The following is a 23,371-nucleotide window of genomic DNA, read 5'->3' on the forward strand; positions in this document are numbered from 1 at the left end:
CCGTACGCAAAACATATTAATCACTTTTGTACATACACGTTTACAAACCATCGTTCAGCAACAAAAACGCTCATTTATTGATTGATTTCCCGTCAAAAACGGAAAATCTAGACGCTTAAATGCTTACGTTTGCTTACCTTCTTACGCGCACTTACATTAAAAGAATTTACAAAACTCATTCAAATAAACTTACTAAACATTAATAACACAATAGTTAGTAACACTTCAAATCAACAAAATGACAGATTTTAAAACCGCGATCGTATTCTAAAAAATTGAAGAAAACGATTACTTAACCAATCAAATAGCATGTTCCATTATCAAGCTCTCTCCCCCTCTATCAAGCTCTCTCCCCCTCTATCAAGTAAAGTCTTCTTCAAGTAACATTTATTCGGCTAATCATTAACTCAAATAATAAACAACGGTGACTTACTGATTAAACAAAAGTCACTTTGTCACAAGGCCACTTAAAGATGAATAAATCGCTTTTAATGTTACTGACCATGACCGCTTTGTTGGCAACACGAGTCACCGCTGCTCCTAATAAACATGAGGTGATGAATCAAATCAAAGCGCAAGTAAGCTCTTGGATAGATATTCAAGTCACACCACAAAATAGTATTATCCAAAAGATGGTCTTCAACTGTAATTTCTACCTAACAACCCCAAGCATTAAATCTCCAGATGGCAACGAAAGCAGCTCTGGTTCATATCGCTTTTATTCACATAATGGGGTAGTCGGCGCGATGACTGAACCTTTCACTACTCAACCCCTTCCAGAATTAACAATGTGCCTGAAAGAAGACTTCATCGTCACTAACCAAGATCAAGCCCAATTATTATTTGAAGCAATTGAGACGGTATACACAAATCATTCAATGTTTGACGATCGCTTCCCGAAAGAAATCGTCAAGACATCAATAGGTTGGAACTTCATCAACGGGGAAATTTTTGGGGACAATAAAGGCTATGCGATTGAAAGCACCCCGGAAGGAAAAGTAACCAAAATTATCCGTTCACTGAATCTTTAAACGCTATTTTTGTCGCTAATTTATCTTTAGTGCCTGATTTTTCTTTAACACATAGCTTCTTCATGGCTGTTAAAGATCAGAGTTCAATTTGATAGACGCACTGCCAAAGCACGACATCTGTCTGCATAAATCGATTAAAGTATGAGTTCCCCGAATTTATTATGATGACCAGCTACCAACCTTTCGAACATCTAAAGTGTCCTATCTGGATATATGACATTGATAATAAGCGAATAACCTGGGCAAACAGCAGTGCCCTCCCTCTTTGGGAGTCTGAATCTCTATTTGAACTGACCTCACGCGATTTTGGTATTGAAATGTCAAAAGCGATCGAAGCAACGCTTGAAGAATATCAGAGACAATTTCAGCGAAATCAAAGTGTAAAGACTTGGTGGAACTTCACCCCAAAATACATTTCTAAACGCGCACTATGTCTTTTCTCTGGAATCCCATTACCCGATGGCCGAACAGGGATGCTAGCGCAAGTCATCGCAGAAGAAGAGAGCTTAAAACGCGATCTCACATACTCTGATGGTTCCAACCTCTCTCTTTTATTCAACAAAGTGGGAAGCGTAGTGAGTGCAAACTCCGCTTTTTCTAAAAACTACGGCTCGCCGTTTAGTCGCCTATCCGATTTTGTTTCAAGCGAAGAAGTTGCAGACCAATGGTTATTTTCAGCTCGCAAAGGTCGAGACATTTTGGAGGAAGTCAGCTGTAAAATTGAAAATAAAACCCACCACTTTGATGTTCATGGAAAGTGGTTGTTTGACAAAAGTGAACTGCTATTAAACCTAACCTGTACCACCAAACAAAAAGAAAATTTGATTAAAGCTCGATATAACGCAGAGCACGACTGCCTCACTGAGCTCTACAACCGCCGCGGGATCACCAAAAGGCTCGAATCGAGCATTGCCTGTCGCTCGCCCTTTGAATTGATGTTTGTGGACCTTGATGGCTTTAAGTTGGTAAATGACACTTATGGGCATGGTGTTGGTGACCAACTACTCAAAAAAGTTGGCAAGCGTCTTAAACAGATCCTCGACGAAACATGCACAATCGGTCGCTTTGGTGGTGATGAGTTCATCGTGATTGCTCACGCCCGAAAAAATCAAAATATCCCGTTACTCTGCTCTCGCATTATCGATTCTTTGAACAAAAGCTTCCAAATAAAAGGAATTGGCACCTTATCTGTAGGTTGCAGCATAGGTTCTGCTCATTTTCCAGATAATGCCACGGATAAAGAATCATTGTTAAAGCAGGCCGGAATGGCGATGCATGTTGCCAAAGCCAATGGTCGGAACCGCTTCCAAACTTTTACTCCAAATTTAGCGCAGATTCTGCATCGGCAAGTAGAGATACGCCATAGGTTAACTCTGGCACTAGAAGGTGATGACCTCAATCTTCATTACCAACCGATAATGGACACCAATAGCAATAAAGTTAAAGGGTTTGAAGCCCTACTTAGATGGTCGGATAAAGATCTGGGCAATATCGAGCCTGATGAGTTTATTAGCCTAGCGGAAGAAACTGGACAGATTGTTCCACTCGGAAAGTGGGTCCTTAACTCTGCACTTAAGCAACTGTCGATATGGCACCGAGAATTTGATGATGAATTGGTAATGAGCATCAATATCTCGTGTATTCAGATGCACACTACTTTTGCAGAGCAACTATCGGCAATGCTCAACTTCTACAACATACAACCTAAAAGTATCGCCCTTGAGATCACTGAATCCTCAATGATCTTCAAACACGGTGAAGTCAGACAAGCATTAGACGATATTTCAGCGCTAGGCGTTGAGCTACACCTTGACGACTTCGGCACTGGCTACTCCTCACTCTCTATGTTACATGACTTGCCAATTAGTACCGTTAAGCTAGATAAAAGCTTCGTCCATGGCACCTATAAAGGGAGCGAAGCGATTGTCCAAGCCACCTATGCTATCTGTGAAAAAATGGGGCTTAAGGTGGTTGCGAAAGGGGTCGAAACTGAAACACAAAAAGCTTTCTTAACCAGTTGCGGATATCAATATTTACAGGGATTTCTGTTCAGCAAACCTATCCCACCCGATGAAGTCGAAATGCGATTTTTGTCTAGTAGATAACTCGGCTCTAAGGGGGTTACTTACTAAAGCAATTAAACTCCCCAAGCACAATATAATTATGTAAGTGGTAAATGCGCAAATGCTATCAACTATACCGCTTACGTAAATTTTACGTCATACCCAAATCTAGATAATTTACACTTTGGTTAGTTGTAATTAAATCACCATTTAAATTACTCCCCAATGTCACCCTAATATAATTATCAATATCCAACCAACCAAAGTAGACATACTTATACTATGCTCTGGAAAATAATACTAGATATTACCTTTTCTTATAGATCGGGTAATCTTGAATTTATTTCCTTTATTTACATAAAGTTAAATGACATTAAAATAAAATCAAACCATCCTTATAGAAACAGTCCAACTACAGAAGTAAAAACAAGTGCAATACAAATTAACATAGAAAATAAAACTATATTCTCAAAATTAACAATAAATAAACCATATCGAGATAATCATAAAAAACCGGGCGATCTGACATATAAATAATTTAATCATATAAAACCAAAAGCCAAATTAGCTTTCCAAAGAGGGAATGACAAAAATTACAGAACAAGACAAAAAGTAAAAATCCAGCCCCTAGAAATGGATAAATGCCAAAATAAATGGATAAATCCACTTTACCCCTTGTAAATCATCAACTTTTATTTATAAATTCAAGTTTTGGGTGAACATCTCTATAACCTGTTATTGACCCCAAAATTCTGCGATTAGTATCAACATCTTGAGAGAAATAGTGACATTAGTTATGTTATTTAGAAAGGACTCTTAGGTTGAATGAAAATCTCAGCATCACATATCAATCACGTAAATATAATAACTATCGCTTAGGAGTTAAGCTATGCATTGTTCTTTCAATATAAACAATAACTATGAGAGCTTGCAATTAATTTATAATGAAGAAAAAATATACATAAAAAGGAACAGTAATAAGATATCAGAGGAAAGTCTTAATAGTAAAGAAAGTTTTGTTTTCAAATATCTTATTGAGCATTCATCGATATCAAACCCTCAATCTGCTAGAGATGTTGAAAAGTCATTTAAATTACACTTCGATGAAGAGTTCAGCTTGTACGCTTTAAAGAACATTATTGCTTCGATAAGAAAAAAGTATAGGAATCTGTGTAAGAAAGCCAAAATTAACAATAATAGTGAACTTATCTCGAACCTTTATAAGGTTGGTTATTTTATCGACCTAGATAAAAGTACAACCAACCGTATAACACCAAAATACAACATCAACCAATTCAAGCTCAGCCATATCGAGATGTTGAAGCTGATGCTCAACACTTACCAAAAAGAGTTGATCAGAGGCTTTATAACCGTTTGTACCGTTTCTTCATTTTTTTTGTTCGTTGTCTACTTCTTCCAAATCCTTTATACAACGAAAATTGCAGATGAATACAGTAAAAACGCAAAGCAAATAGTAGAGGAAGTAATGAACTATGGCTGTGATAGCGAAGTTGCAGTGTACGCATTGAGGCACTCACTTAACCTTGATTCTGTTTTGATGACAACGCCATATGGTTCATGCTACATATCCAAAACACAATCAAAAATGGTTGAACTAGACCAAATTGAAAATTTTGACGATAGCCTAGATTTTGCTTATTCACGCTTCTCAGACCCCAAAGAGGACATCGAACTCATTGCGCGTATTTCTAAATGGTCTATTGAAGCTAGATATAAGAACTCATTACTCCCTCTTTTGGTTGATTCAGTTTCCATACAAAAAAATGGTCACTACATATTAAACCTAGGCGAAAACAGTCAGCCTATTTATCAAGCCCCACTTCCAACCGGTGCAACCATCACTTTCTACAGTGATGATATTGTGCTTCTGTGGGTCATTTTTTCTCTGGTGATCGCCACGCTACTTTATCGCTCATATATTCTTGGCTTTGGCATTTACCTGCTTCGTTGGCGACACATATCCTTCGAGGAAGAGCCCATAATCAACACCGACGACAATAGCGTTTTATATTACGAGTTATTGTCTAGAGTGCGCAACGTAGGCGTTCTGAGTTTCATCAACACCATGAGACGTACTAATTTGTTGACCTTTCATACTATTTTAATCATTGAAACAGTAAAAAAAGCGAAGTTGGACAACAGCCATGATATCTACGGTGTCAATGTGTGCCCGAGTGCGTTGGTGGGATCTAACTTTACGAAGCTCAAAGAGCATTTAGTCACGATGGAAGCGAATGAGTTTGTCGTAGAAATAACAGAGTATTCAAACATTGGCTATGGCTATGAGGTCATCGACAACATCAAAATGATCAAAGATCTTGGAATCACCATCGCGCTAGACGACTTTGGTACAGGTAACAACAACATTGAAATAATTAGTGCTATCTCTCCGACCTACCTAAAACTGGATCGTTGTTTTGTTAAAGACATTGAGTCAGGAGATTATCATCAAGGAGTATTGCTTAATATATCGGAGATTGGACGCTTATCAAACATCACGATGATTTATGAAGGTGTCGAGACGCGCAGGCAGCAATATATCTTATGTCAGTTAGGCTACAACCTACATCAAGGTTATCTGTACAGTCGACCTAGTCACTCGGAGGAGTAATTATCTTCCACCTCATTTAAATATTGATGACCTCCCTTTTCTTGTTTAATTGCAATTGATCATACAACGACTTGAGAGCCCACAAGGAAGTAGGCTTCAAGTGTTCTCATAACCCAATACATTTCTCCCAAACACAAAAATCTACTCTTCATTTTTATAAAAACCTTGCCAATCTGAATAAAAGGTTTAGTGTTATACACATGTATATCACCATGCAGTTTTAATTATGACCGAATGGAAAGACGACCAACCGATCTTTAGGCAGCTAGCTGCAAAGATCAGTGACCAAATTCTTCAAGGTGTTTGGTTAGAACAACAAGCATTGCCCTCAGTGCGTGCTGTTGCTGCCGATCTTAAAATCAACCACCTTACTGTCATGAAAAGCTACCAGTTACTGGTTGATGAAGACCTAGTCGAGAAAAAACGCGGCCAAGGTATGTATGTCGCAGAAGGGGCACTTCAAAAATTGAAAGAGTCCGCACATCAATCATTCATCAACACACAGATCCCAGCCATCGCTGAGACGCTAGGCATCATTGATATGAGTGTCGAAGAACTCGTGAAACAGCTAGAACAACATATAAAGGACAAGTCATGAGTACTTTACTTTCAGTGAAAAATGTAACTAAAACCTATTCAAATCAAGTGGGTGTCGAGAACATCAGCTTTGAGTTAAAGCCGGGGCAAGTGCTTGGGCTGCTAGGTCACAATGGCGCAGGTAAATCGACCTTGATCAAATCACTGCTTGGTGGGCACAACTATCAAGGTGAGATTGAAGTAAATGGCTACCACCCTATCCACCAGCACGCTGAACTCATGTTGCACTTATCGTACATTTCAGATGTGAACGTATTGCCTGAGTGGATGACAGTAAAGCAACTGCTTCGATACACACAAGGCGTTCACCCAAGCTTCAACAAGCAAAAAGCAGAACAGACGTTAAGCAGCACCAACATTAAGCTGACTTCGACTATCAAGCAGCTTTCTAAAGGGATGAAGGTACAACTTCACCTTGCGATCATCATCGCGACCGACACTCAAGTGTTGATCTTAGATGAGCCAACGCTAGGTCTAGATCTGCTCTACCGCGATACTTTTTATCGCCACCTCCTAGAGTGGTTCCATGACGGCGAACGCGCGATGATCATTGCCAGCCATGAGGTTTCAGAGATTGAACACCTATTAACGGATGTATTGATTCTAAAACAAGGCCATTGTGTGCTGCAAAAGAGCATGGAAGACATCGAAAACGACTATTTCATTATCGATGTCGCAAACAACCACTCAAGTGAAATCCAGAAACTCAATCCTCTGACCTCACAGCCTGGGCTAGGAACCACTAAGTGGTTATTGGAAGGCCAATATAAAGCGCAAGTTGAATCATTGGGTAACATCTACAACGTTGGTCTCGCAGACCTATTCCTTGCAACACAGACGGAGAAGGCATAATGCACCCAACTTTTTATATGCTAGAAAAAGAACTGATCGAGCACAAAATTAACACTCGATTACCTCTATTTATCGCGTTATGTGGTTTCTTGCTGTTCGTTAGTTTGTTTTTCAATGGCGCAGCGCAGCATGAGTTCTTCTTCCAAATGGAAGTGAATGGCGACGTGAGCGACATCCACAGAGAGTTTGCACAAGACCTCAACTCAGTGATCTACTTTGGTGCTGGCCTTATTTCACTCATACTTTCGACGCTTTACATCCCTAAAACACTGCGTAAAGAGCGCCAAGAAGGCAGCTCGATGTTTTGGAGAAGTATGCCTGTATCCAATGCCATGACTCACGGCGTGAAGCTAGGCTTCGGTCTAGTGGTTATTCCGGCTATCTGCGCGCTATTAGTTCTATTCGCTGACTTCTTGTTTTGGGTACTGAACGTTTCAAGCGAACAACAATTGGCATTGATAGTAGAGCAGCAATCACTGTTTTATGTGCTGAGCAATTGGTTGGTATTCTTTGGGCGAATGATGTTAGTTGCACTGGTTTTATTGCCACTAGCAACCGTTACCCTGGCAATTTCGCAGTTAGTGAATTCTCCACTGCTTGTCATTTTTATCTCAAGCTATGCGATTAAGTTACTCTCGGTCGCCGTATTTGGATTCTATGGCATCAATGACTTCTTCTCTCTCATCGCATCACTACCAATAAAGGTACTAACGGCGAGCAACCCATTCAGTGCGATTGCAGAAGCGCCGGTTTTGTCTTTGGGTATTTATGTGCTGATTGGTGTTGGCGGCTATCTGCTGAGCCTAAAGCTAAATAGAACGGACGATGTGAGCTTGAAGACGCTGTTCCAACGATAGAGTCACTTATTCTGAGCCCTCAACGGGTAACCAAATCAGATATCAAAATCTAAATCTAAATCAAAGCTTCTGAGAAATCGGGAGCTTTTTTATTGGCCGCTGTTTTATTGTTAGGTGCTTTGAATTCTAACAACGGTTTTCGTGATAGAGGCAAAGGTACGGATTGGTGGTTGGTTTTGGTTTTGCTTCAGAGTGCTGAGCGGGTAAAGATAAACTAGGAGGTATTAATGAGCTGACATTGAATTGCATTACTGTTAATGCCTGCCAGCTCTTTGGGGGGTAATTTCTTTAGTCGCCGACCAGATGAAGGTCCTTGAGAGTGCTATTGAAATCGGTTTGTTGCGTTTTACATTTGATTAAGCTGTTCAGCTTTTTTAAAGCTTTACGATTTAAAGCTTATTTCTTTGAAGCTTCTTTCGCTGTGTCTTTCCAGTATTGGATGCGAACGCGATGAAGCTGTGCTCTTCTCATTTTTTTCATAAGGGATATTTCCTTTTCTTTATCTGCTCTTCATGAGCTATTTTTATTGCCTACCATTCGAATCTAACGGTGTTTGATGGCCAGATCAATGATACAAGTCACAAAATATATAGAGTTTCGAGTACCATTTACATCAAAGTATGACCTAGTTATCAACTATGGCTCAATTCAATCTATTAAGCCGTTGTTCGAAATTTAGATTAGTTATCTCAGATGACAAATTCATTTCAGTATCAATACAGTTCAGTGATACGTATTTAATAGACCGGACTAACACGGATTTAGTTCCCAATATTTACCTTTCTCGCTCCCCCTGAAGAGTTACACCGTAACCAAATTTACATTCAAAATGGTCATTTTTTCTCCACGCTGAACTGTACGGCACAAACTCAAAATGGGATTATGTTTGTAACGGAAGAGCTTTTAATAGAAAAAGACAGTAATGGATAAAATCAAATGGACGTGATCATGAGTAAAGTCATTCTACAAGGGCATATTCTTGTGCCAGACAACGACCTAGAAGCCGTCACACAAGCGCTGGTTGTTCATAAGGAGCTCACACTCTCAGAACCCGGTTGTATCGTGTTTCGAGTCAGTCAAAGCTCACTTCAACCTAATCGTTTTGAAGTTTATGAAGAATTCACTAGCCGTGAGGCGTTTGAAGCGCACCAACAGCGAGTAAAAACGTCTGAGTGGGGTGAAACCTCCAAGAACGCAACACGTCACTACCAAGTCACCGATGTTCTGACACCTAATGATTGACCCGCTAGCCAACCGTATCATCACGTTGATCAAACAAGATCCCTTGCGAATGCAGGTTTTAGACTGTGTCTCTCAACTGAATTTACCGCAGTGTTATGTTTCGGCGGGCTTTGTGCGAAATCTCGTTTGGGACTACCTACATAACTATGCTTCCCCGACTCCACTTAATGATATTGATGTGATCTACTTTGATCCTATTGATACCTTCTACGAATCGGGTCTTAGATACGAGGCTCTACTTCAACAACGGTTGCCTGAATTAAATTGGCAAGTTCGCAATCAAGCCAACATGCATACTCGAAACGAGGATCAGCCCTATCAAAGCTCATTGGATGCGATGAGTTACTGGCCAGAGAAAGAAACCGCAGTCGCCGTCAAGCAAAGCCCGACAGGAGAAATCGAGTGTATTTCCGCTTTTGGTTTAGAGAGTTTGTTTGATTTAAAGATCACACCGAATACCAATCGCAGCAGAGACGTGTTTGACCAACGAGTTCAATCTAAAAACTGGTTAACTCATTGGCCCAAGTTAACGATTGGTTGTTTGAGTCTCAAAGGGTCCTTTGTCGCTCGTACTAATTAGTCGCAAATTTTATACATTAATATGTTTAATATAAACTATGGTTAATATTAACTCACATCCATATAAGGTAGCTATTATGTCGATTTTACGTGCGTTACTGATACTTATAAGCTTAGTTATCATTGGGTGTGCTGATACACATAAACTTCAGGTTACGGATGTAAACTCGACAGCTAAATTTGAAACAAGTGATTCAGTTTTAATCGGCCGCTCAAAGAATGGGGAGTATGGGAAGCACTATTATTCAGGCTCTGGACTAATGGTGAGTAAAGCTCTTCAATCAGAGTTATTCACAAAACTAAACAACGTCGCAATCGCTAACCAAGCAGCTGATTACAATTTTGTCCTTGAATATGCGAAAAGCAATGAGTTCGACTACTTAATTTTTCCTACCATATTACACTGGGAAGATCGCGCGACTGAATGGTCAGCTAAGCCAGACAAAGTAAGCGTAAAAATTACAGTTGTTGATGTTAAAACAAAAGTAATTATTAAGTCTGGCATAATCGAAGGAAAAAGCGGGCTAGCTACCTTTGGCGGTGACCACCCACAAGACTTATTGTCAGAGCCGGTCAGCGAATTTATGGCTAGCCTATTAAATTAATTATCGTGGTGATTCAATAATTGAGCTCTATTGCGTAGACAACATCAACTCGACCTTATGACACCGTAGTTAGCATGGTTAACCTATGTCGAATCAAACTTTGCCTCTGTAAAACCATTGACTAAAAGCCCAATCAGATCGAACATGCCCCCCACTTACTTAGCTTATTAATTTATTAGCTTAGTAAGTTAGTAACTAACTCATCAACCGCGCCTGGCCACTAATCTGCTGCGCTCTCTCGTCATACTGAGTAACGACCATGAACCAACAATACATGCTGCAAGCTCTTGAAGCTTCGCGCCAAGCCCTACCCGATTGCCAACCAAACCCGCCTGTGGGTTGTGTTTTGGTGAAGAACGATAAGGTGGTGTCTGTTGGATATACGCAAAAGGTCGGTGGAAACCACGCCGAGGTTGAAGCACTGAATGGCTATGACAGCGAAACGGACGGAGAAATGGAAGGCGTTACCGCTTACGTAACTTTAGAGCCATGTTCATTTGTTGGCAGAACACCCGCTTGCGCAAGTACATTGGTTAAAGCAGGTGTAAAACACGTAGTAGTGGCGATGCTAGACCCTGACCCTCGCAATAATGGTCGTGGTGTGGCGATACTCGAGTCGCACGGCGTGAAAGTCGATGTAGGGTTATGCCAAGAACAGGTAAGCGCCTTTTTAACCCCGTATCTTGGTAAGTCCTAGCTCTTAAACAGCCAGTGCTAATTCAATTTCACTCGGTAAAGCGGATTGACTGGCTTATCGACAAAATACGACCAAATATGATCGTAGACGGCATGTTGGTTGGGGAACGGCGCAAGTGCTTTCGCTTCCTCTAAATCGCACCAGCGGTACTCTGTATGTTCGTCATTCAGTTCAATCGCTTGGTTGGGTGGGCATAGCACCGCAAACACAGGGATTAGCTGAATCACATTAACGTGAGCCTCGTAAAACTGCTCCAGAAACTGCGCGTTATACAAAGCTTCCACTTTAATTTGGGTCTCTTCTTCAAACTCGCGCACGATAGCCTGCCAGCCTGTTTCACCTGCTTCAATCGAGCCTGCGACATGGCACCAAAACTCGCCCTTAACACGCTTCATTAGTAGCATTTTCATTTGTCCGTCGATCTCTGAAAGAGCGACACCGGATACAATTGAAGTATTGAGTGGAATCATAACGTTACCTTAGTTTTCATAAGAGGGCGGCAAGGCTACCACCCTTCGTTTGTGAAGTTACCTTCTATGATTAAAAACGAGAAGTTACTCATCAATTAATGAAGTTCAAGCCATAACTCATGGGTTCCGTGTTAACCGTCTCGCTTAGCTATCCAGTAATAGAACCATTTCTTATTTGAGGCGCTTTTCGATAAAGAGTAGAATCGCCGCCTTGTACTGTGTTTAAAACCTTTAAGCATACACAGTAGACTCACAACCCTTTATCACCACGATATAAGTATTAATACGACTATGCACTCATCAAAACCAACGCGTGACTCAGAAAACAGCCATACTCCTGAGCATTGCTTCACTCGTTTTCAACAGCCGATCGAGTCATATTCGTTGCCTGAGCGTTTCACATTCCCGTTCTACTACGAACCGCACCCACTGTGTGAAATCGCCTCTCATCAGCTTCAACAATATCTAGAAACGCAAACCGATTGGCAACATGACTTCGGGCTAAATTCAGACGCAGGCCGCGGCAAAATGTTTGGTGTGTTACTGGTGAAAAGCCCTGAAGGTGAGCTTGGTTACTTCTCTGCTTTCTCTGGAAAAATCGCCGACCAAAACCTACTGCATCACTTTGTTCCGCCCGTATTCGACATGTTGAGTAGCGACAGCTTTTTCCATCAAGACACGGCCGACATGATGGCTGTGAATGCGAAATTTAAAGCGCTGCAAGCAAACGCTGATTACCTTGAACTGTGCGAGCAACTGGCACAACAAAAAGCACAAGCTGAACAAGAGATTGAAGCTCAGCGTTTATTAATTATAGAAGGCCGAAAAACACGTAAAGAACAACGCGAACAATGTAAAGAAAACCTTGATGAGCAAGCCTTCGAACAGCTAAATAACGAGCTAAACAAAGCCAGTGTTGCCGACAAGAACCAGCAGAAATATCTTAAGCTCAACTGGGAACAGATCCTAAACGAGTTACAAATCAAAGTTGATGTGTTCACTCATCAATTAGCTGAACTCAAAGAGCAAAGAGCACACCTTTCTCATCAGCTTCAGCACAAACTGTTTTCACAATACGCTTTCCAGAATGCGGAAGGTAACATTGAGGATCTCAACCAGATCTTTGAAGACACGCCAAACAAGATACCACCAGCAGGTTCTGGCGAGTGTGCCGCACCCAAGCTTTTGCAATACGCGTATTTAAACGGTTACACACCATTGGCACTGGCTGAATTTTGGTGGGGTCGTTCTCCAAAGTCGGAAATCCGCAAACACAAAACATACTACGCCTCTTGCCAAAGTAAGTGTGTACCGATTTTAGGCCATATGATGAAAGGCCTTGAAGTCGATCCCAACCCATTGCTAGAAAACCCAGCAGAAGGCAAAGACCTCGATATCTTATTCCAAGACGATCACATCGTTGTGGTGCACAAACCAGCAGGTTTTCTATCCGTACCGGGTAAAACCATCAAAGATTCAGCCTACACTCGCGTTCAAGAAATGCATCCCGATGTTGAAGGGCCATTTGTTATCCACCGCTTGGATATGGCGACCTCTGGCATTCTAATATTTGCGCTTACACGACGTGCGAACAAAAGCCTACAGAAGCAGTTCATTACTCGTGAAGTTGAGAAGCGTTACGTGGCAATGATTGAAGGCTTTCTAGCAGAAGATGAAGGCTATGTTCGACTGCCATTGCGTGGTGATTTGTATGACCGTCCTCGTCAGATTGTCTGCTTCGAACACGGCAAGCCTGCAGAAACCAAATGGGAAGTGATTGAGCGAAACGAGCAAACTACTAAGGTTTACCTGCACCCTAAAACAGGGCGTACACACCAGTTGCGTGTTCACTGTTCACACGAAGAAGGCCTTAACATGCCTATCGTCGGTGATGGCCTATATGGCAATAAAGCCGACCGGCTGCACCTACACGCAGAAAGGCTAGCACTGCACCACCCAGTCACCAAAGAGTGGATGCAGTTCCAGTTCGACGCCGAATTCTAAGCGTTAAGACTACTTTCTGCGTTGAGCCTAGGAGATAAACCAGAGTCACAAACCATTTGTGACTCTGACTCCCTCTTTCTCCTACCCCTTTCGGATAATTCTCCACGCTTATTGCACTACATCAAGGTCCACTTTTTTGTGACGAGTAGCATGCGCCTCTTCTTCTTTTCTTGAGGCCTTTGATATGTCATCAGCTGCTTTGAATATACAACCCAACACAACGACTTCTTCCGTGATCGCTTCGCAAGCACTAAGCTTGAAACCACTCACAGAAAAAAAGCCAGACTTAAACTCGGCAATGCTCAATCTAATTGAAGAAGTGAAAAACGAACTCCCTCTTTACGAGTCGGAGACGTTTATCTGTGGACCGAAAGGAAACTGCTCTGGTTGCTCTAAGAAATTATTGGAGATGGTCGACAGTGAATTGATGTATTGGGAACACAGTATTTCAATCGGCCAAGGCCCTAACTTCGAAGAATTACGCCGTTTTGGTAAGCTATGCAGTAGTGTTAGACGCGGCCTAGAACGCAACGGCTTGGTAGAAAAGCGCCCAAAGAAAAGATAACCAGCTAGCTCACAGCTACTACAAGCTTTCGATGAGCATTACAAAACATCGATCCGCATTACAACCTATAAATCATCATTGCAATCCAGCCTAGCCACTAACAGGTTGAACTCGTTCACTATAAGAGTGATAATATTTTGTAATACAATAAGTACCAAGACAAACCATTAGAGATTTCCGCCAAGTTCTTGAGCGAATCCATCCTTCATGTCTAGCGTGTCTTAAATCTTCTGAAAACCAACATCACATCCATTAAAAGCCCTTTATTGGATAGCGGGGAAATACCTTGAAGAAACCACAACCAATACTGGGTAAGACCGGTATGCTATTTTTCCTCGTCATCATCAGTGCGTTTCCTCCATTGACCATCGACCTGTATTTGCCAGCCCTTCCGCAAATGGTTGAGGTGTTTAATACTGACCGATCAATGGTCAACCTAACCCTGAGCAGCTACTTCGTGACCTATGCAGTTGGCCTGTTGTTCTGGGGACCGCTCAGCGAAAAGTTTGGACGTAAGCCGATTCTGCTCATTGGCATCGCAAGCTATATGGTGGCGAGCGTATTATGTGCAATGACCAATAGCATAGAGCAGTTGATTGGGGCTCGTATATTCCAAGCCTTTGCGGGCAGTGCTATCACAGTTATCGCAACCGCCATTGTGAAAGACCTTTATGACGGCCGAGAACGCGAAAAGATCATGGCGACTATCATGTCGTTGGTGATCATCGCGCCGATGGTTGCACCTGTATTTGGTGCCTTTCTACTGAAAATTGCTTCTTGGCGAATGATGTTTGTCACGCTCGCTATTTTTGGTGCGTTCGCCTCAGCATTGGCACTTTGCTACCGAGAGACACTTGAAACTAAATACCAAGGTTCTATGTTCCGCTCATGGGGCAGAATGGGCGTGGTCATGAAAAACCGATCGTTCATAAAACTGCTGGTCATTTTCTCTATTACACCAATGGCACTAATGGGCTTTCTTGCGGCGGGTTCTTATATCTACATCGATCACTTTGGATTGACCGAACAGCAATTCAGTTACGCTTTTGCGTTCAATGCATTGTGCGCCTCATTTGGCCCAACAATTTATATGAAGTTGTCCTACAGAATATCAGTTCAAAAGGTCATCTCTGGATGTTTTGCTTTATTGGCGATAGCAGGAATCTTTACCCTAACCATCGGCGACTTGTCCCCTTGGTTCTTTATGTTTATCGCAGCACCAGCGACGCTGATGGTTATCATCATGCGAGTACCGGGCACCAACTTAATGCTGAACCAGCAAGATCATGACACGGGCTCTGCCGTCGCATTGATTCAGTTCTTTAGCATGATTTGTGGTTCACTTGGTATGGTGTTGGTTTCAATCCGCCCAGAGTCGCTGATTGAAAACCTCGGCTTTATCCAATTATCCATCGGTACGCTAGGCGGCCTGATGTGGCTAATGGTCAGAAACAAAGAGTTCGTGACTAATAAGCTGAATTAAAGCTCTCAAGCCTAATTGTCATTCACACTACAATAAACTTGAAAACCGCTATAACGAAATTAGAAACCGTCTACATAGGCGGTTTTCTTGTATTTGAAGACGTACATTGAATTTTCAAGCCATGAGTTTCACGCACAAAAAAGCTCCTATTAAGGAGCCTTCTTATCAGAGCCAGTGAGCACTCAGTTTGGTCAATTACTACTAAGCGTTAGCCACTTTACGCGCTGGGTGTTTAATAAACACAGCGACTACAGCCACGATTGCAAGCGCGAAACAGTAGTAAGAGTTAGACACGATCTCTAGCGGCGATAGGTTAAACACAGAGCCCAATAGCAACACCTGAGCACCGTAAGGCAGTACGCCTTGAATCACACACGAGAAGATATCCAATAAGCTTGCAGAGCGGCGTGAAGATACATCATTCTCTTCAGCTAATTGGCGAGCCACACTACCAGAAACAATGATTGCTACCGTGTTGTTTGCCGTACATAGGTTCACCATTGATACTAATCCTGCAATGCCTAGCTCACTTGCGCGGCCATTCGCTTGCTTAGAGTGAGAAGAACCAAATGCACGAATCAAACCGCTCACTAAGTTAGTCAGAAACGCTAATCCACCTTGGCGACGCATCAGCTCACTCAAACCACCAATCAGCATCGACAGTAAGAAGATCTCTTGCATGTTGCCAAAGCCTGCGTAGATATCTTGAGCGTAATCCGTCATACCGTAGTGCTCAATAGAACCTAGGCTCACTCCACCCGCTAGCAAGATACCAATCGTCAACACAACGAACACATTCATGCCCGATACCGCAAGGATTAGAATAGTGATGTACGGAAGGACTTTCAGCCATTCAATTGGGCCCGTTTCAGGTACCTGAGTCGCCGTGCTGTTGAAAGCAAAGATAACAATCGCGATAAGTGCAGCAGGAAGTGCAATACGGATGTTCTCTTTAAACTTGTCTCTCATCTCACAGCCTTGCGAGCGAGTCGCGGCAATCGTGGTATCAGAGATGATTGAAAGGTTATCACCAAACATAGCACCACTTAGCACTACGCCAGCGGTTAGAGGAATACTCATGCCAGCTGAGTCAGCAATACCTAGTGCAACAGGAGCAACCGCAGCGATAGTACCCATCGACGTACCCATTGCGGTCGCAATGAAAGCAGAAATAAGGAAGATACCCGGTAAAATCATGCTTGTCGGAATCGCCGACAGCCCAAGGTTTACGGTTGCGTCAACGCCGCCTGACGCTTTAGCTACAGCCGCAAAAGCACCCGCCAATAGGTAGATCATACACATTGCGATAATGTCTTTGTGACCTACTCCACCTAAGAACTGTTCGATAGCACGGTTCAATTTATCTTTGCTTAGCAACAACGCTAGCATCACTGCAGGCAAAGCCGCAATCGGAGCTGGAAGCTGATAGAAAGCAAAATCGACGCCTTGCAGTGACAAGTACGTACCTACGCCAATAAACAGCGCTAGGAACACGATCAGAGGGATAAGCGCAACTGCAGAAGGTGCAATTACAGCATTAGAATTTTTTGAATTGGACATGGAACATCAACGCAATAGAACAGGAAGATGAGCAGACTAATGTCACACTTAAGGCTTGTCAACGTCTAGACGTCTAAACGCCCAATTTAATGCAAAGTAATAAGCACATCATTGAACATCACATAATAGAAAAGGCTACTTACTAACCAGTAAATAGCCTTTCGAGAACAGATCATGTAAGCAGAAAACTTTATAACTTTTGTTTAAATATCACTTCATATTCGCCCAGCTCGTCATAACGTACTGTCGTTAGTTTATCGAATTCGACTTCAACAACACCACAATATGACCCGGTAATAATGGCCTCCCCCGCTTCGAAGCTAACACCGCGTTGAGTCATGGTGTTAATCAGCCAATAGATAGGAGTTTGTGGTAGTGAGTTTGGGTGCTTACCAGTGAAGGCTTGCACTTTCTCATCTTGAGTAATAGCAATCTCAAAGTTCGCCGCTGCAAAAGCGCTCTCTTTACTAAGCTCAGGGCCAAGAAACAAACCTTGATTAGCTAAGCCATCGGCCAACACTTCATAGAACTCTACGCCACTATCATCGGCAAAGCGGGATTGAATAAGCTCTAAAGCCATGCGACACGAACCGATAGCCTCATTAACTTGCTCTTCAGTGTAACCATTGGAATTTGCTGGTAAAGGCTTGGCCAAGACAAAAGCAATTTCAGGTTCAATACGAACTACTCCGTTATCCGAAAAAGCCTCGCATTCAGAACCAAACTGAACGCTATCTTCGAAAATAGGCGCAACGATCAACTTCTCTTCGCTCAATGGCAACAGGCATTTCCAACCACCGACTTTACTGCGGTGAAGGTCAACCATTGATGCTTGAATGTGTAAAGAATCTTCAAGGTTGTTCGGGCGAAATTGATCACTCATTCGCGCTGCTTTCATACCAGAAACTCGGTAGCTTAGTAACTCCTTTGCCGCTTGTCTAAACTTACTTTGCATGTCTTATCACCCTGAAATTATAGGGCTTTATAATACTGAAATTTATAGCTTGTGGGTAGGTATCCAATTACAGTTTCCACCATGCTTGAACAGGTACTTGTTCTGAAATCACCAAACGTTCACCCATCACAGGGCTTACCATTTGTACATCTCGCTCTTTGCTTATCGCCAGTGCTTGTTCCATTGGGTCTTGCCAATCATGCATAGAAAGGTCGAAGGTACTGTTGTGGATTGGCATCATCACCTTACCTTGCAGATCAATGTGCGCCTGAACACTCTGCTCTGGGAACATATGAATATCCGCCCAAAGTGAGTTATACGCGCCCGTTTCAACCATGGTTAAATCAAACGGGCCGAAGCGGTCGCCAATCTCTTTAAAGCCGCTGAAGTAACCAGAATCACCACTAAAGAAGACTTTCTTGTCTGAAGCGTTAATAACCCAACTGCCCCACAGTGTTTGGTCACGATCAAGCAAGCCACGTCCAGAGAAATGCTGTGTCGGTGTCAACGTGAACTCAATGTCTGAGGCTGTTGCTGATTCCCACCAATTCAATTCGATGATCTTCCCTTTATCCACGCCCCACTTTTCCAATAGTGCGCCAACTCTTAATGGCACTAAGAACGTCCCCACTTTGTCGGCGAGCACCTTAACGGCACCTTTGTCTAAATGGTCGTAGTGATCGTGGCTGATCACCACCACATCAATATCGGGTAGGTCTTGCAGTGTGATTGGTGTCGGATGAAAACGCTTTGGTCCCATCCATTGCACTGGTGATGCACGATCACTGAACACAGGGTCAGTCATCACTAACTTGCCATCCAGCTTCATCATCACGCTTGAGTGACCTAAGCGGTAAGCAACGTCGTCTTGTTCTTCGATCAATTGCTCAGCTGTCATTGGAATCAAAGGCAATGCAGCGCGCGGCACTGGCTCGTTTCTTTCCACAGTCACGTATGCTTTCAAGATTGAAAAAATATCAGACATACCCGATTTGTATTCCAACTCACTGTTAGCAAACTTCTTTGGAAGCTTATCTAGATTGTCGTTTGATTGTGAACCTGTGCTTACGATAGCGACCACGGCAAGTACTCCTAAAATCGGTAATAGATATTTTTTCATTGGTATCTCTTTAACCGTTGGGATAGACCCAACACATAAACTACACCGACTAGTTTACATGCCAAAACCAAAAAGTAAACCACCGAGTGTAATCTTTAATTTATCTAGACGTGAGCGTGTCAAAGTCGATTTTGGAAAAACCAATTTTGGCAACGAGTTAACTTAGTTATTTAGCTAGTCAGAAAGGTTAATCAGCAGACCATACATTCTTGAAATCTGGCCATCCCCAGTTGGTGATGGCAACGTTTTTCAGAATCCCTTGGAAACGAACGGTCTGTAAGTGATGGAACATGGGCACTAACCAATAATCTGAGATCAGAGTAGACGCGATGGGTTCTAGCTCTGCCAAGTAATTAGGCAGTTCAACCGATGCTTTATGACTATCCAAGCGCTGCTTGAGCCAGTCGCTGTTCATCTCTCCCAAAGCAAAGTGCAAAACAGGATCGTTCATCATCCATGAGAACAGCGAAGACGGGGCATTGTCATCGAGGTTGAGGTTACACAACACCAAGCCCTCCTTTAACTCGCCACTCTGAGAGAGCTGCGCCAACTCTCGAAAACTGTAGGTGTTCACCTCAACGTCTACGCCATATCGTTTGAGTATGTCGGATACGCAAATCGCACATCGATACAACGCATAATAATCGTAAACCGCAATAGTCATCTTTTTCGGCAGCTGTGTCTCTTTCGAAGGCGTTCGATACAATTTCTTCCAACTTGGCAGTATATTTTGAGCTAAAGAGACACTAAACAAACCCTTATTGTGTTCCAGCTGAGACAAAATCGCTTGTGGGTTGGTCAGTTCTGAAAGGTATTTGCGCTGCTCATTATTTAGTGGGCTAGCCGCTGAGTTCTGATTGAATAGGATAAACAAACACCCATCCTCAACTCGGCTACGAAGGCCATCAGTTTCAGCCGACACCAGCTTCGCGTCGCTTTTCCCTAATTGATGGAAGCAAGATGAATCTTCATAAGGTGACACCTGCATTTGGCTGTCATCAAAGCGAGCACTGCCCGTCATCGACTCTTCGAATTGCCAAATAGTCACTTCATCCGTTAGAGAGCGACAACCATAATAGTGTTCAAATGCGGCAAGCTTGATGCGTTCGTTACTAGTCTCAACCACTTTGAAAGGGCCGGTTCCAATCACGGCATGAGACACTGAATTCAATGGCGATGGCTCACGAGTCACTTGCGCAGCAGGTTGAATCGAATACTTAACGCCAGCCAATAAGCCCGCGAAGCCAGTGTCTGCTTTGGTCAATTGGAAGCTGATCCTTAACGGCTGTTCACTGTAAACCGAAGCGACATGGGCGAGCTCTGTCTGATAGAAAGGTAGCGGTTGTAAGGCGGTAAATAACGACACGAGTTGCTTGGCGTCAACGGGTTGACCATCATGGAAGGTTAAGCCCGGGCGCAAATAGAAAGTCCAAACTAATTTTTCAGCATCATATTCCCAATGGTGCGCCAGTTCAGGCTTCAACTTGCCCTTGCCATTACAAGTGACGAGGCAACTGAACACTTGCCTGATCAAAAATCGTTCGCTACTGCGGTGAATATGATGCGGGAATAGGTCTTCAAACTTACGTTTATAGGTTAATTGAACGTGCAGCAGCCCTTCACGCATCGTCGCGCCAGAGGTTTCTTGGAGGAGAGAGCCAAATACAGCGCGGTCATTGTCTAGAATTGAGAGTGCTTTTTCGTATTTGCCCTGCTCTATCAGTTTACTAGCAACATGTTGAGTCAATTCTTGATTGCTATAGCGCAATGTCAGGTTAGAACGTTGATTCCTGCCGACTTTTGGCTCCCACACCAACCATTCAGCCTGATGCATCTTGCCTAACAAGGTTCGTGCATGGCGCAAGCTGGTGAACAGCTTATCTGCGACCTCAGTTAAGGTAACCGAATGTGAGAGGTTAGGCTCAAACGAATCTAGCCTTGTGTAGTAACGCATCATGTTTAGATCAGACAAATAATGAACCTTTTTAGAAACAACCCTTCCTGATTAAGCTCATTATAAAACACATCAGCCCAAAAGTAGCGCTAAAAGACAAAAACAGGAACAACCTAGTAAAAACCCATCTGTTTATTACTTCCTATTAAGTGACCATAATTAATGGGTCAACAAGGAACTTTGAGTTCCCACCAAAGCCTAATACAAGAGAAGTAACCATCATGAGAAAATACTATCTTAATAAGCTTAAAAGCACCTGTAGCAAGCTCGAAAGAGAAGCACTACGAACACTTATAGAGCTATGTAACTGGCGTTATTAGTACACTTTTAAGCACCGAGTTAACGCGAGTTGATACAACCTAATATGCTCCTACCCCCAATATGAGTTAGGTCTCAACTCGCTTTTCCATTCAAAACGCCCTCTAAACCCTGCTGTACCAATCACTCACACATACGATAAATTTCTGTTGTCGACTCGACAAATTTAATTCGTTTTCTTAGTTAAACGAAAAGCCTTAAGGTTCGCCCCGAAGCAAGCAAAGAGCCTCAGAAAAACTGAAAGCTCAGCTAACAACTCATTTATTTGCAGTTACCAATCAGGTATTAACTAAGGAAACGCCATGCGTATCGCAATTCTTTCTCGCAACGAAAACCTATACTCTACTTCTCGCTTAAAAGCGGCTGGAGAAGCTCGTGGTCACCAGGTCGATGTTATCGACACGCTGCACTGTGATATAGATATCGCGAGTAACAATCCGAAGATTCGCTACATGGGTGAAGAGCTACCTCAATACGATGCTGTTATTCCACGTATTGGCGCTTCCATTACCTTTTACGGCACTGCGGTTGTTCGCCAATTCGAAATGATGGGCACTTTTTGTATCAATGAGTCAGTAGCAATCAGTCGTTCTCGCGACAAACTGCGCTCACTACAATTGTTGTCTCGTAAAGGTATTGGCTTACCAAAAACAGGTTTCGCAAGCCGCCCAGACAAAATTCAAGACTTGATCAAAAACGTAGGTGGTGCGCCACTGGTTATCAAGCTTCTTGAAGGTACTCAAGGTATCGGCGTGGTTCTAGCAGAAACAAACAAAGCAGCTGAAAGCGTTATCGAAGCATTCATGGGCCTAAAAGCGAACATCTTGGTTCAAGAGTTCATTGAAGAAGCTAATGGCGCAGACATTCGTTGTTTTGTTGTGGGTAACAAGGTTATTGCAGCAATGAAACGCCAAGCTGGTGAGGGTGAATTCCGCTCTAACCTGCACCGTGGTGGTACAGCTCAACTGGTTAAACTAACCAAAGAAGAGCGCGCTACAGCGATCAATGCGGCTAAAATCATGGGTTTAAACCTATGTGGTGTCGATATTCTACAATCTAAGAATGGCCCTGTTGTAATGGAAGTGAACTCTTCTCCAGGCCTAGAAGGTATCGAGAAATCAACAGGCAAAGATGTGGCAGACATGATTTTCGAGTTCATTGAAAAAAATGCAAAACCAAACGCTAACCGTACTCGTGGCAAAGGCTGATTAAACGACGTTTACTCATGATTGGAAAAAACATGAACAATAAAATGATCATAGGGAATACAGAAGCACTTTGCTTACCAGAGTTAGGGATAACTGGACTACATACGCGTGTTGATACAGGGGCTCAAACCTCTTCTCTACACGTAGACAATCTACTATGTGTAAAAACAGACGGTGAAAACTTCGTTGAGTTCGATCTTCACCCAGACGTTTACCACCTAGAAGAGACAGTGCGCTGCAAGGCGAAGCTGAAAACAAGTAAAAGAATCAAATCATCGAACGGCGAAGTTGAACACCGTTGTGTGATTGAAACCATGCTAAAAATCGGCGGTCAGGAATGGCCTATCGATATCACACTAAGCAACCGTCAAGATATGACTTATATGATGCTGCTTGGTCGTCAAGGCATGAGTGACAAAGTGATTGTTGACCCAGCGGGGGAATTTCTAATTTCTCACTAATTGAACTGCTCCACAGCTCAAATAGTGAGTCAACAACGCGCATTAATAAAGGCCAGTCTTTGAGACTTAATGCCGTTCGGATAAGCATTATTGCTTGAACCTGAACGGATATTTGGCT

Annotated in this window: 20 protein-coding genes; 15 read left to right on the forward strand and 5 right to left on the reverse strand. The window is 42.7% G+C overall.

All coding sequences use genetic code 11. The features are described from left to right. Positions 1-473 precede the first annotated feature (473 nt). The 10 genes from ACED42_RS15085 (at position 474) to ACED42_RS15130 (ending at position 11,155) form a co-directional block, all read left to right on the forward strand. Complete coding sequence (locus tag ACED42_RS15085; protein ID WP_371703137.1) at positions 474-1,031, forward strand: hypothetical protein; 558 nt, start codon at positions 474-476, stop codon at positions 1,029-1,031. Between the two features lie 161 nt (positions 1,032-1,192). Next, the gene (locus ACED42_RS15090; protein ID WP_371703138.1) at positions 1,193-3,136 is read left to right on the forward strand and encodes a putative bifunctional diguanylate cyclase/phosphodiesterase; all 1,944 of its coding nucleotides are present in this window, start codon (positions 1,193-1,195) and stop codon (positions 3,134-3,136) included. Between the two features lie 847 nt (positions 3,137-3,983). Continuing rightward, positions 3,984-5,726, forward strand: a complete 1,743-nt coding sequence (locus ACED42_RS15095) for an EAL domain-containing protein (protein WP_012601022.1) — start codon at positions 3,984-3,986, stop codon at positions 5,724-5,726. A 226-nt stretch (positions 5,727-5,952) separates the two neighbouring features. Further along, positions 5,953-6,324, forward strand: coding sequence for a GntR family transcriptional regulator (locus tag ACED42_RS15100; protein ID WP_017111621.1), 372 nt, complete (start codon positions 5,953-5,955; stop codon positions 6,322-6,324). Then, the gene (locus ACED42_RS15105) at positions 6,321-7,175 is read left to right on the forward strand and encodes an ABC transporter ATP-binding protein (RefSeq protein WP_371703140.1); all 855 of its coding nucleotides are present in this window, start codon (positions 6,321-6,323) and stop codon (positions 7,173-7,175) included. The genes ACED42_RS15100 and ACED42_RS15105 overlap by 4 nt, the downstream gene beginning before the upstream one ends. Beyond that, the gene (locus ACED42_RS15110; protein ID WP_371703143.1) at positions 7,175-8,032 is read left to right on the forward strand and encodes a hypothetical protein; all 858 of its coding nucleotides are present in this window, start codon (positions 7,175-7,177) and stop codon (positions 8,030-8,032) included. The genes ACED42_RS15105 and ACED42_RS15110 overlap by 1 nt, the downstream gene beginning before the upstream one ends. 948 nt (positions 8,033-8,980) lie before the next feature. Then, complete coding sequence (locus tag ACED42_RS15115; RefSeq protein WP_371703145.1) at positions 8,981-9,274, forward strand: putative quinol monooxygenase; 294 nt, start codon at positions 8,981-8,983, stop codon at positions 9,272-9,274. Beyond that, complete coding sequence (locus ACED42_RS15120) at positions 9,267-9,854, forward strand: nucleotidyltransferase family protein (protein ID WP_017102478.1); 588 nt, start codon at positions 9,267-9,269, stop codon at positions 9,852-9,854. The genes ACED42_RS15115 and ACED42_RS15120 overlap by 8 nt, the downstream gene beginning before the upstream one ends. Before the next feature lie 76 nt (positions 9,855-9,930). Next, the gene (locus ACED42_RS15125) at positions 9,931-10,458 is read left to right on the forward strand and encodes a DUF4823 domain-containing protein (protein WP_009844743.1); all 528 of its coding nucleotides are present in this window, start codon (positions 9,931-9,933) and stop codon (positions 10,456-10,458) included. Positions 10,459-10,717: 259 nt separating this feature from the next. Then, positions 10,718-11,155, forward strand: a complete 438-nt coding sequence (locus ACED42_RS15130) for a bifunctional diaminohydroxyphosphoribosylaminopyrimidine deaminase/5-amino-6-(5-phosphoribosylamino)uracil reductase RibD (protein ID WP_371703148.1) — start codon at positions 10,718-10,720, stop codon at positions 11,153-11,155. Positions 11,156-11,172: 17 nt separating this feature from the next. Here the strand turns inward: ACED42_RS15130 and ACED42_RS15135 are convergent, their stop codons facing one another. After that, complete coding sequence (locus ACED42_RS15135; RefSeq protein WP_371703149.1) at positions 11,173-11,625, reverse strand: NUDIX pyrophosphatase; 453 nt, start codon at positions 11,623-11,625, stop codon at positions 11,173-11,175. A 291-nt stretch (positions 11,626-11,916) separates the two neighbouring features. On the opposite strand from ACED42_RS15135, the gene ACED42_RS15140 reads away from it, so the two are divergent. The 3 genes from ACED42_RS15140 (at position 11,917) to ACED42_RS15150 (ending at position 15,677) form a co-directional block, all read left to right on the forward strand. Beyond that, a complete protein-coding gene (locus ACED42_RS15140) occupies positions 11,917-13,629 on the forward strand; it encodes a pseudouridine synthase (protein WP_371703150.1) in 1,713 nt (570 codons plus the stop codon). A gap of 184 nt (positions 13,630-13,813) precedes the next feature. Next, on the forward strand, positions 13,814-14,194 hold the full coding sequence (locus ACED42_RS15145) for a hypothetical protein (protein ID WP_371703152.1): 381 nt from the start codon (positions 13,814-13,816) through the stop codon (positions 14,192-14,194). A 322-nt stretch (positions 14,195-14,516) separates the two neighbouring features. Then, positions 14,517-15,677 (forward strand): multidrug effflux MFS transporter, encoded by a 1,161-nt coding sequence (locus tag ACED42_RS15150; protein ID WP_371703165.1) that lies wholly within the window; start codon positions 14,517-14,519, stop codon positions 15,675-15,677. Positions 15,678-15,878: 201 nt separating this feature from the next. Here the strand turns inward: ACED42_RS15150 and ACED42_RS15155 are convergent, their stop codons facing one another. The 4 genes from ACED42_RS15155 to ACED42_RS15170 all read right to left on the reverse strand — a co-directional run bounded on the left by ACED42_RS15155 (position 15,879) and on the right by ACED42_RS15170 (position 21,284). Continuing rightward, positions 15,879-17,237, reverse strand: a complete 1,359-nt coding sequence (locus tag ACED42_RS15155; protein ID WP_371703155.1) for a Na+/H+ antiporter NhaC family protein — start codon at positions 17,235-17,237, stop codon at positions 15,879-15,881. 190 nt (positions 17,238-17,427) lie between these two features. Beyond that, a complete protein-coding gene (locus ACED42_RS15160) occupies positions 17,428-18,192 on the reverse strand; it encodes a fumarylacetoacetate hydrolase family protein (RefSeq protein ID WP_371703157.1) in 765 nt (254 codons plus the stop codon). A gap of 67 nt (positions 18,193-18,259) precedes the next feature. Next, positions 18,260-19,312, reverse strand: coding sequence for an MBL fold metallo-hydrolase (locus ACED42_RS15165; RefSeq protein ID WP_371703159.1), 1,053 nt, complete (start codon positions 19,310-19,312; stop codon positions 18,260-18,262). A gap of 187 nt (positions 19,313-19,499) precedes the next feature. Then, entirely contained in the window at positions 19,500-21,284 is a 1,785-nt protein-coding gene (locus ACED42_RS15170; protein WP_371703161.1) for an SgrR family transcriptional regulator, read from the reverse strand. A 602-nt stretch (positions 21,285-21,886) separates the two neighbouring features. Between ACED42_RS15170 and rimK the strand changes: the two genes are divergently transcribed. Further along, the gene (gene rimK / locus ACED42_RS15175; protein ID WP_012601042.1) at positions 21,887-22,792 is read left to right on the forward strand and encodes a 30S ribosomal protein S6--L-glutamate ligase; all 906 of its coding nucleotides are present in this window, start codon (positions 21,887-21,889) and stop codon (positions 22,790-22,792) included. A 32-nt stretch (positions 22,793-22,824) separates the two neighbouring features. Continuing rightward, complete coding sequence (locus tag ACED42_RS15180; RefSeq protein ID WP_004733090.1) at positions 22,825-23,253, forward strand: RimK/LysX family protein; 429 nt, start codon at positions 22,825-22,827, stop codon at positions 23,251-23,253. Positions 23,254-23,371 lie beyond the last annotated feature (118 nt).

The sequence above is a fragment of the Vibrio sp. FF145 genome (genome assembly GCF_041439075.1).
GTDB lineage: Bacteria > Pseudomonadota > Gammaproteobacteria > Enterobacterales > Vibrionaceae > Vibrio > Vibrio tasmaniensis_A.

Coding starts and splice junctions, on each gene's coding strand:
- ACED42_RS15085 (WP_371703137.1), top strand. CDS start 474: ATGAATAAATCGCTTTTAATGTTACTGACCATGACCGCTTTGTTGGCA.
- ACED42_RS15090 (WP_371703138.1), top strand. CDS start 1,193: ATGATGACCAGCTACCAACCTTTCGAACATCTAAAGTGTCCTATCTGG.
- ACED42_RS15095 (WP_012601022.1), top strand. CDS start 3,984: ATGCATTGTTCTTTCAATATAAACAATAACTATGAGAGCTTGCAATTA.
- ACED42_RS15100 (WP_017111621.1), top strand. CDS start 5,953: ATGACCGAATGGAAAGACGACCAACCGATCTTTAGGCAGCTAGCTGCA.
- ACED42_RS15105 (WP_371703140.1), top strand. CDS start 6,321: ATGAGTACTTTACTTTCAGTGAAAAATGTAACTAAAACCTATTCAAAT.
- ACED42_RS15110 (WP_371703143.1), top strand. CDS start 7,175: ATGCACCCAACTTTTTATATGCTAGAAAAAGAACTGATCGAGCACAAA.
- ACED42_RS15115 (WP_371703145.1), top strand. CDS start 8,981: ATGAGTAAAGTCATTCTACAAGGGCATATTCTTGTGCCAGACAACGAC.
- ACED42_RS15120 (WP_017102478.1), top strand. CDS start 9,267: ATGATTGACCCGCTAGCCAACCGTATCATCACGTTGATCAAACAAGAT.
- ACED42_RS15125 (WP_009844743.1), top strand. CDS start 9,931: ATGTCGATTTTACGTGCGTTACTGATACTTATAAGCTTAGTTATCATT.
- ACED42_RS15130 (WP_371703148.1), top strand. CDS start 10,718: ATGAACCAACAATACATGCTGCAAGCTCTTGAAGCTTCGCGCCAAGCC.
- ACED42_RS15135 (WP_371703149.1), bottom strand. CDS start 11,625: ATGATTCCACTCAATACTTCAATTGTATCCGGTGTCGCTCTTTCAGAG.
- ACED42_RS15140 (WP_371703150.1), top strand. CDS start 11,917: ATGCACTCATCAAAACCAACGCGTGACTCAGAAAACAGCCATACTCCT.
- ACED42_RS15145 (WP_371703152.1), top strand. CDS start 13,814: ATGTCATCAGCTGCTTTGAATATACAACCCAACACAACGACTTCTTCC.
- ACED42_RS15150 (WP_371703165.1), top strand. CDS start 14,517: ATGCTATTTTTCCTCGTCATCATCAGTGCGTTTCCTCCATTGACCATC.
- ACED42_RS15155 (WP_371703155.1), bottom strand. CDS start 17,237: ATGTCCAATTCAAAAAATTCTAATGCTGTAATTGCACCTTCTGCAGTT.
- ACED42_RS15160 (WP_371703157.1), bottom strand. CDS start 18,192: ATGCAAAGTAAGTTTAGACAAGCGGCAAAGGAGTTACTAAGCTACCGA.
- ACED42_RS15165 (WP_371703159.1), bottom strand. CDS start 19,312: ATGAAAAAATATCTATTACCGATTTTAGGAGTACTTGCCGTGGTCGCT.
- rimK (WP_012601042.1), top strand. CDS start 21,887: ATGCGTATCGCAATTCTTTCTCGCAACGAAAACCTATACTCTACTTCT.
- ACED42_RS15180 (WP_004733090.1), top strand. CDS start 22,825: ATGAACAATAAAATGATCATAGGGAATACAGAAGCACTTTGCTTACCA.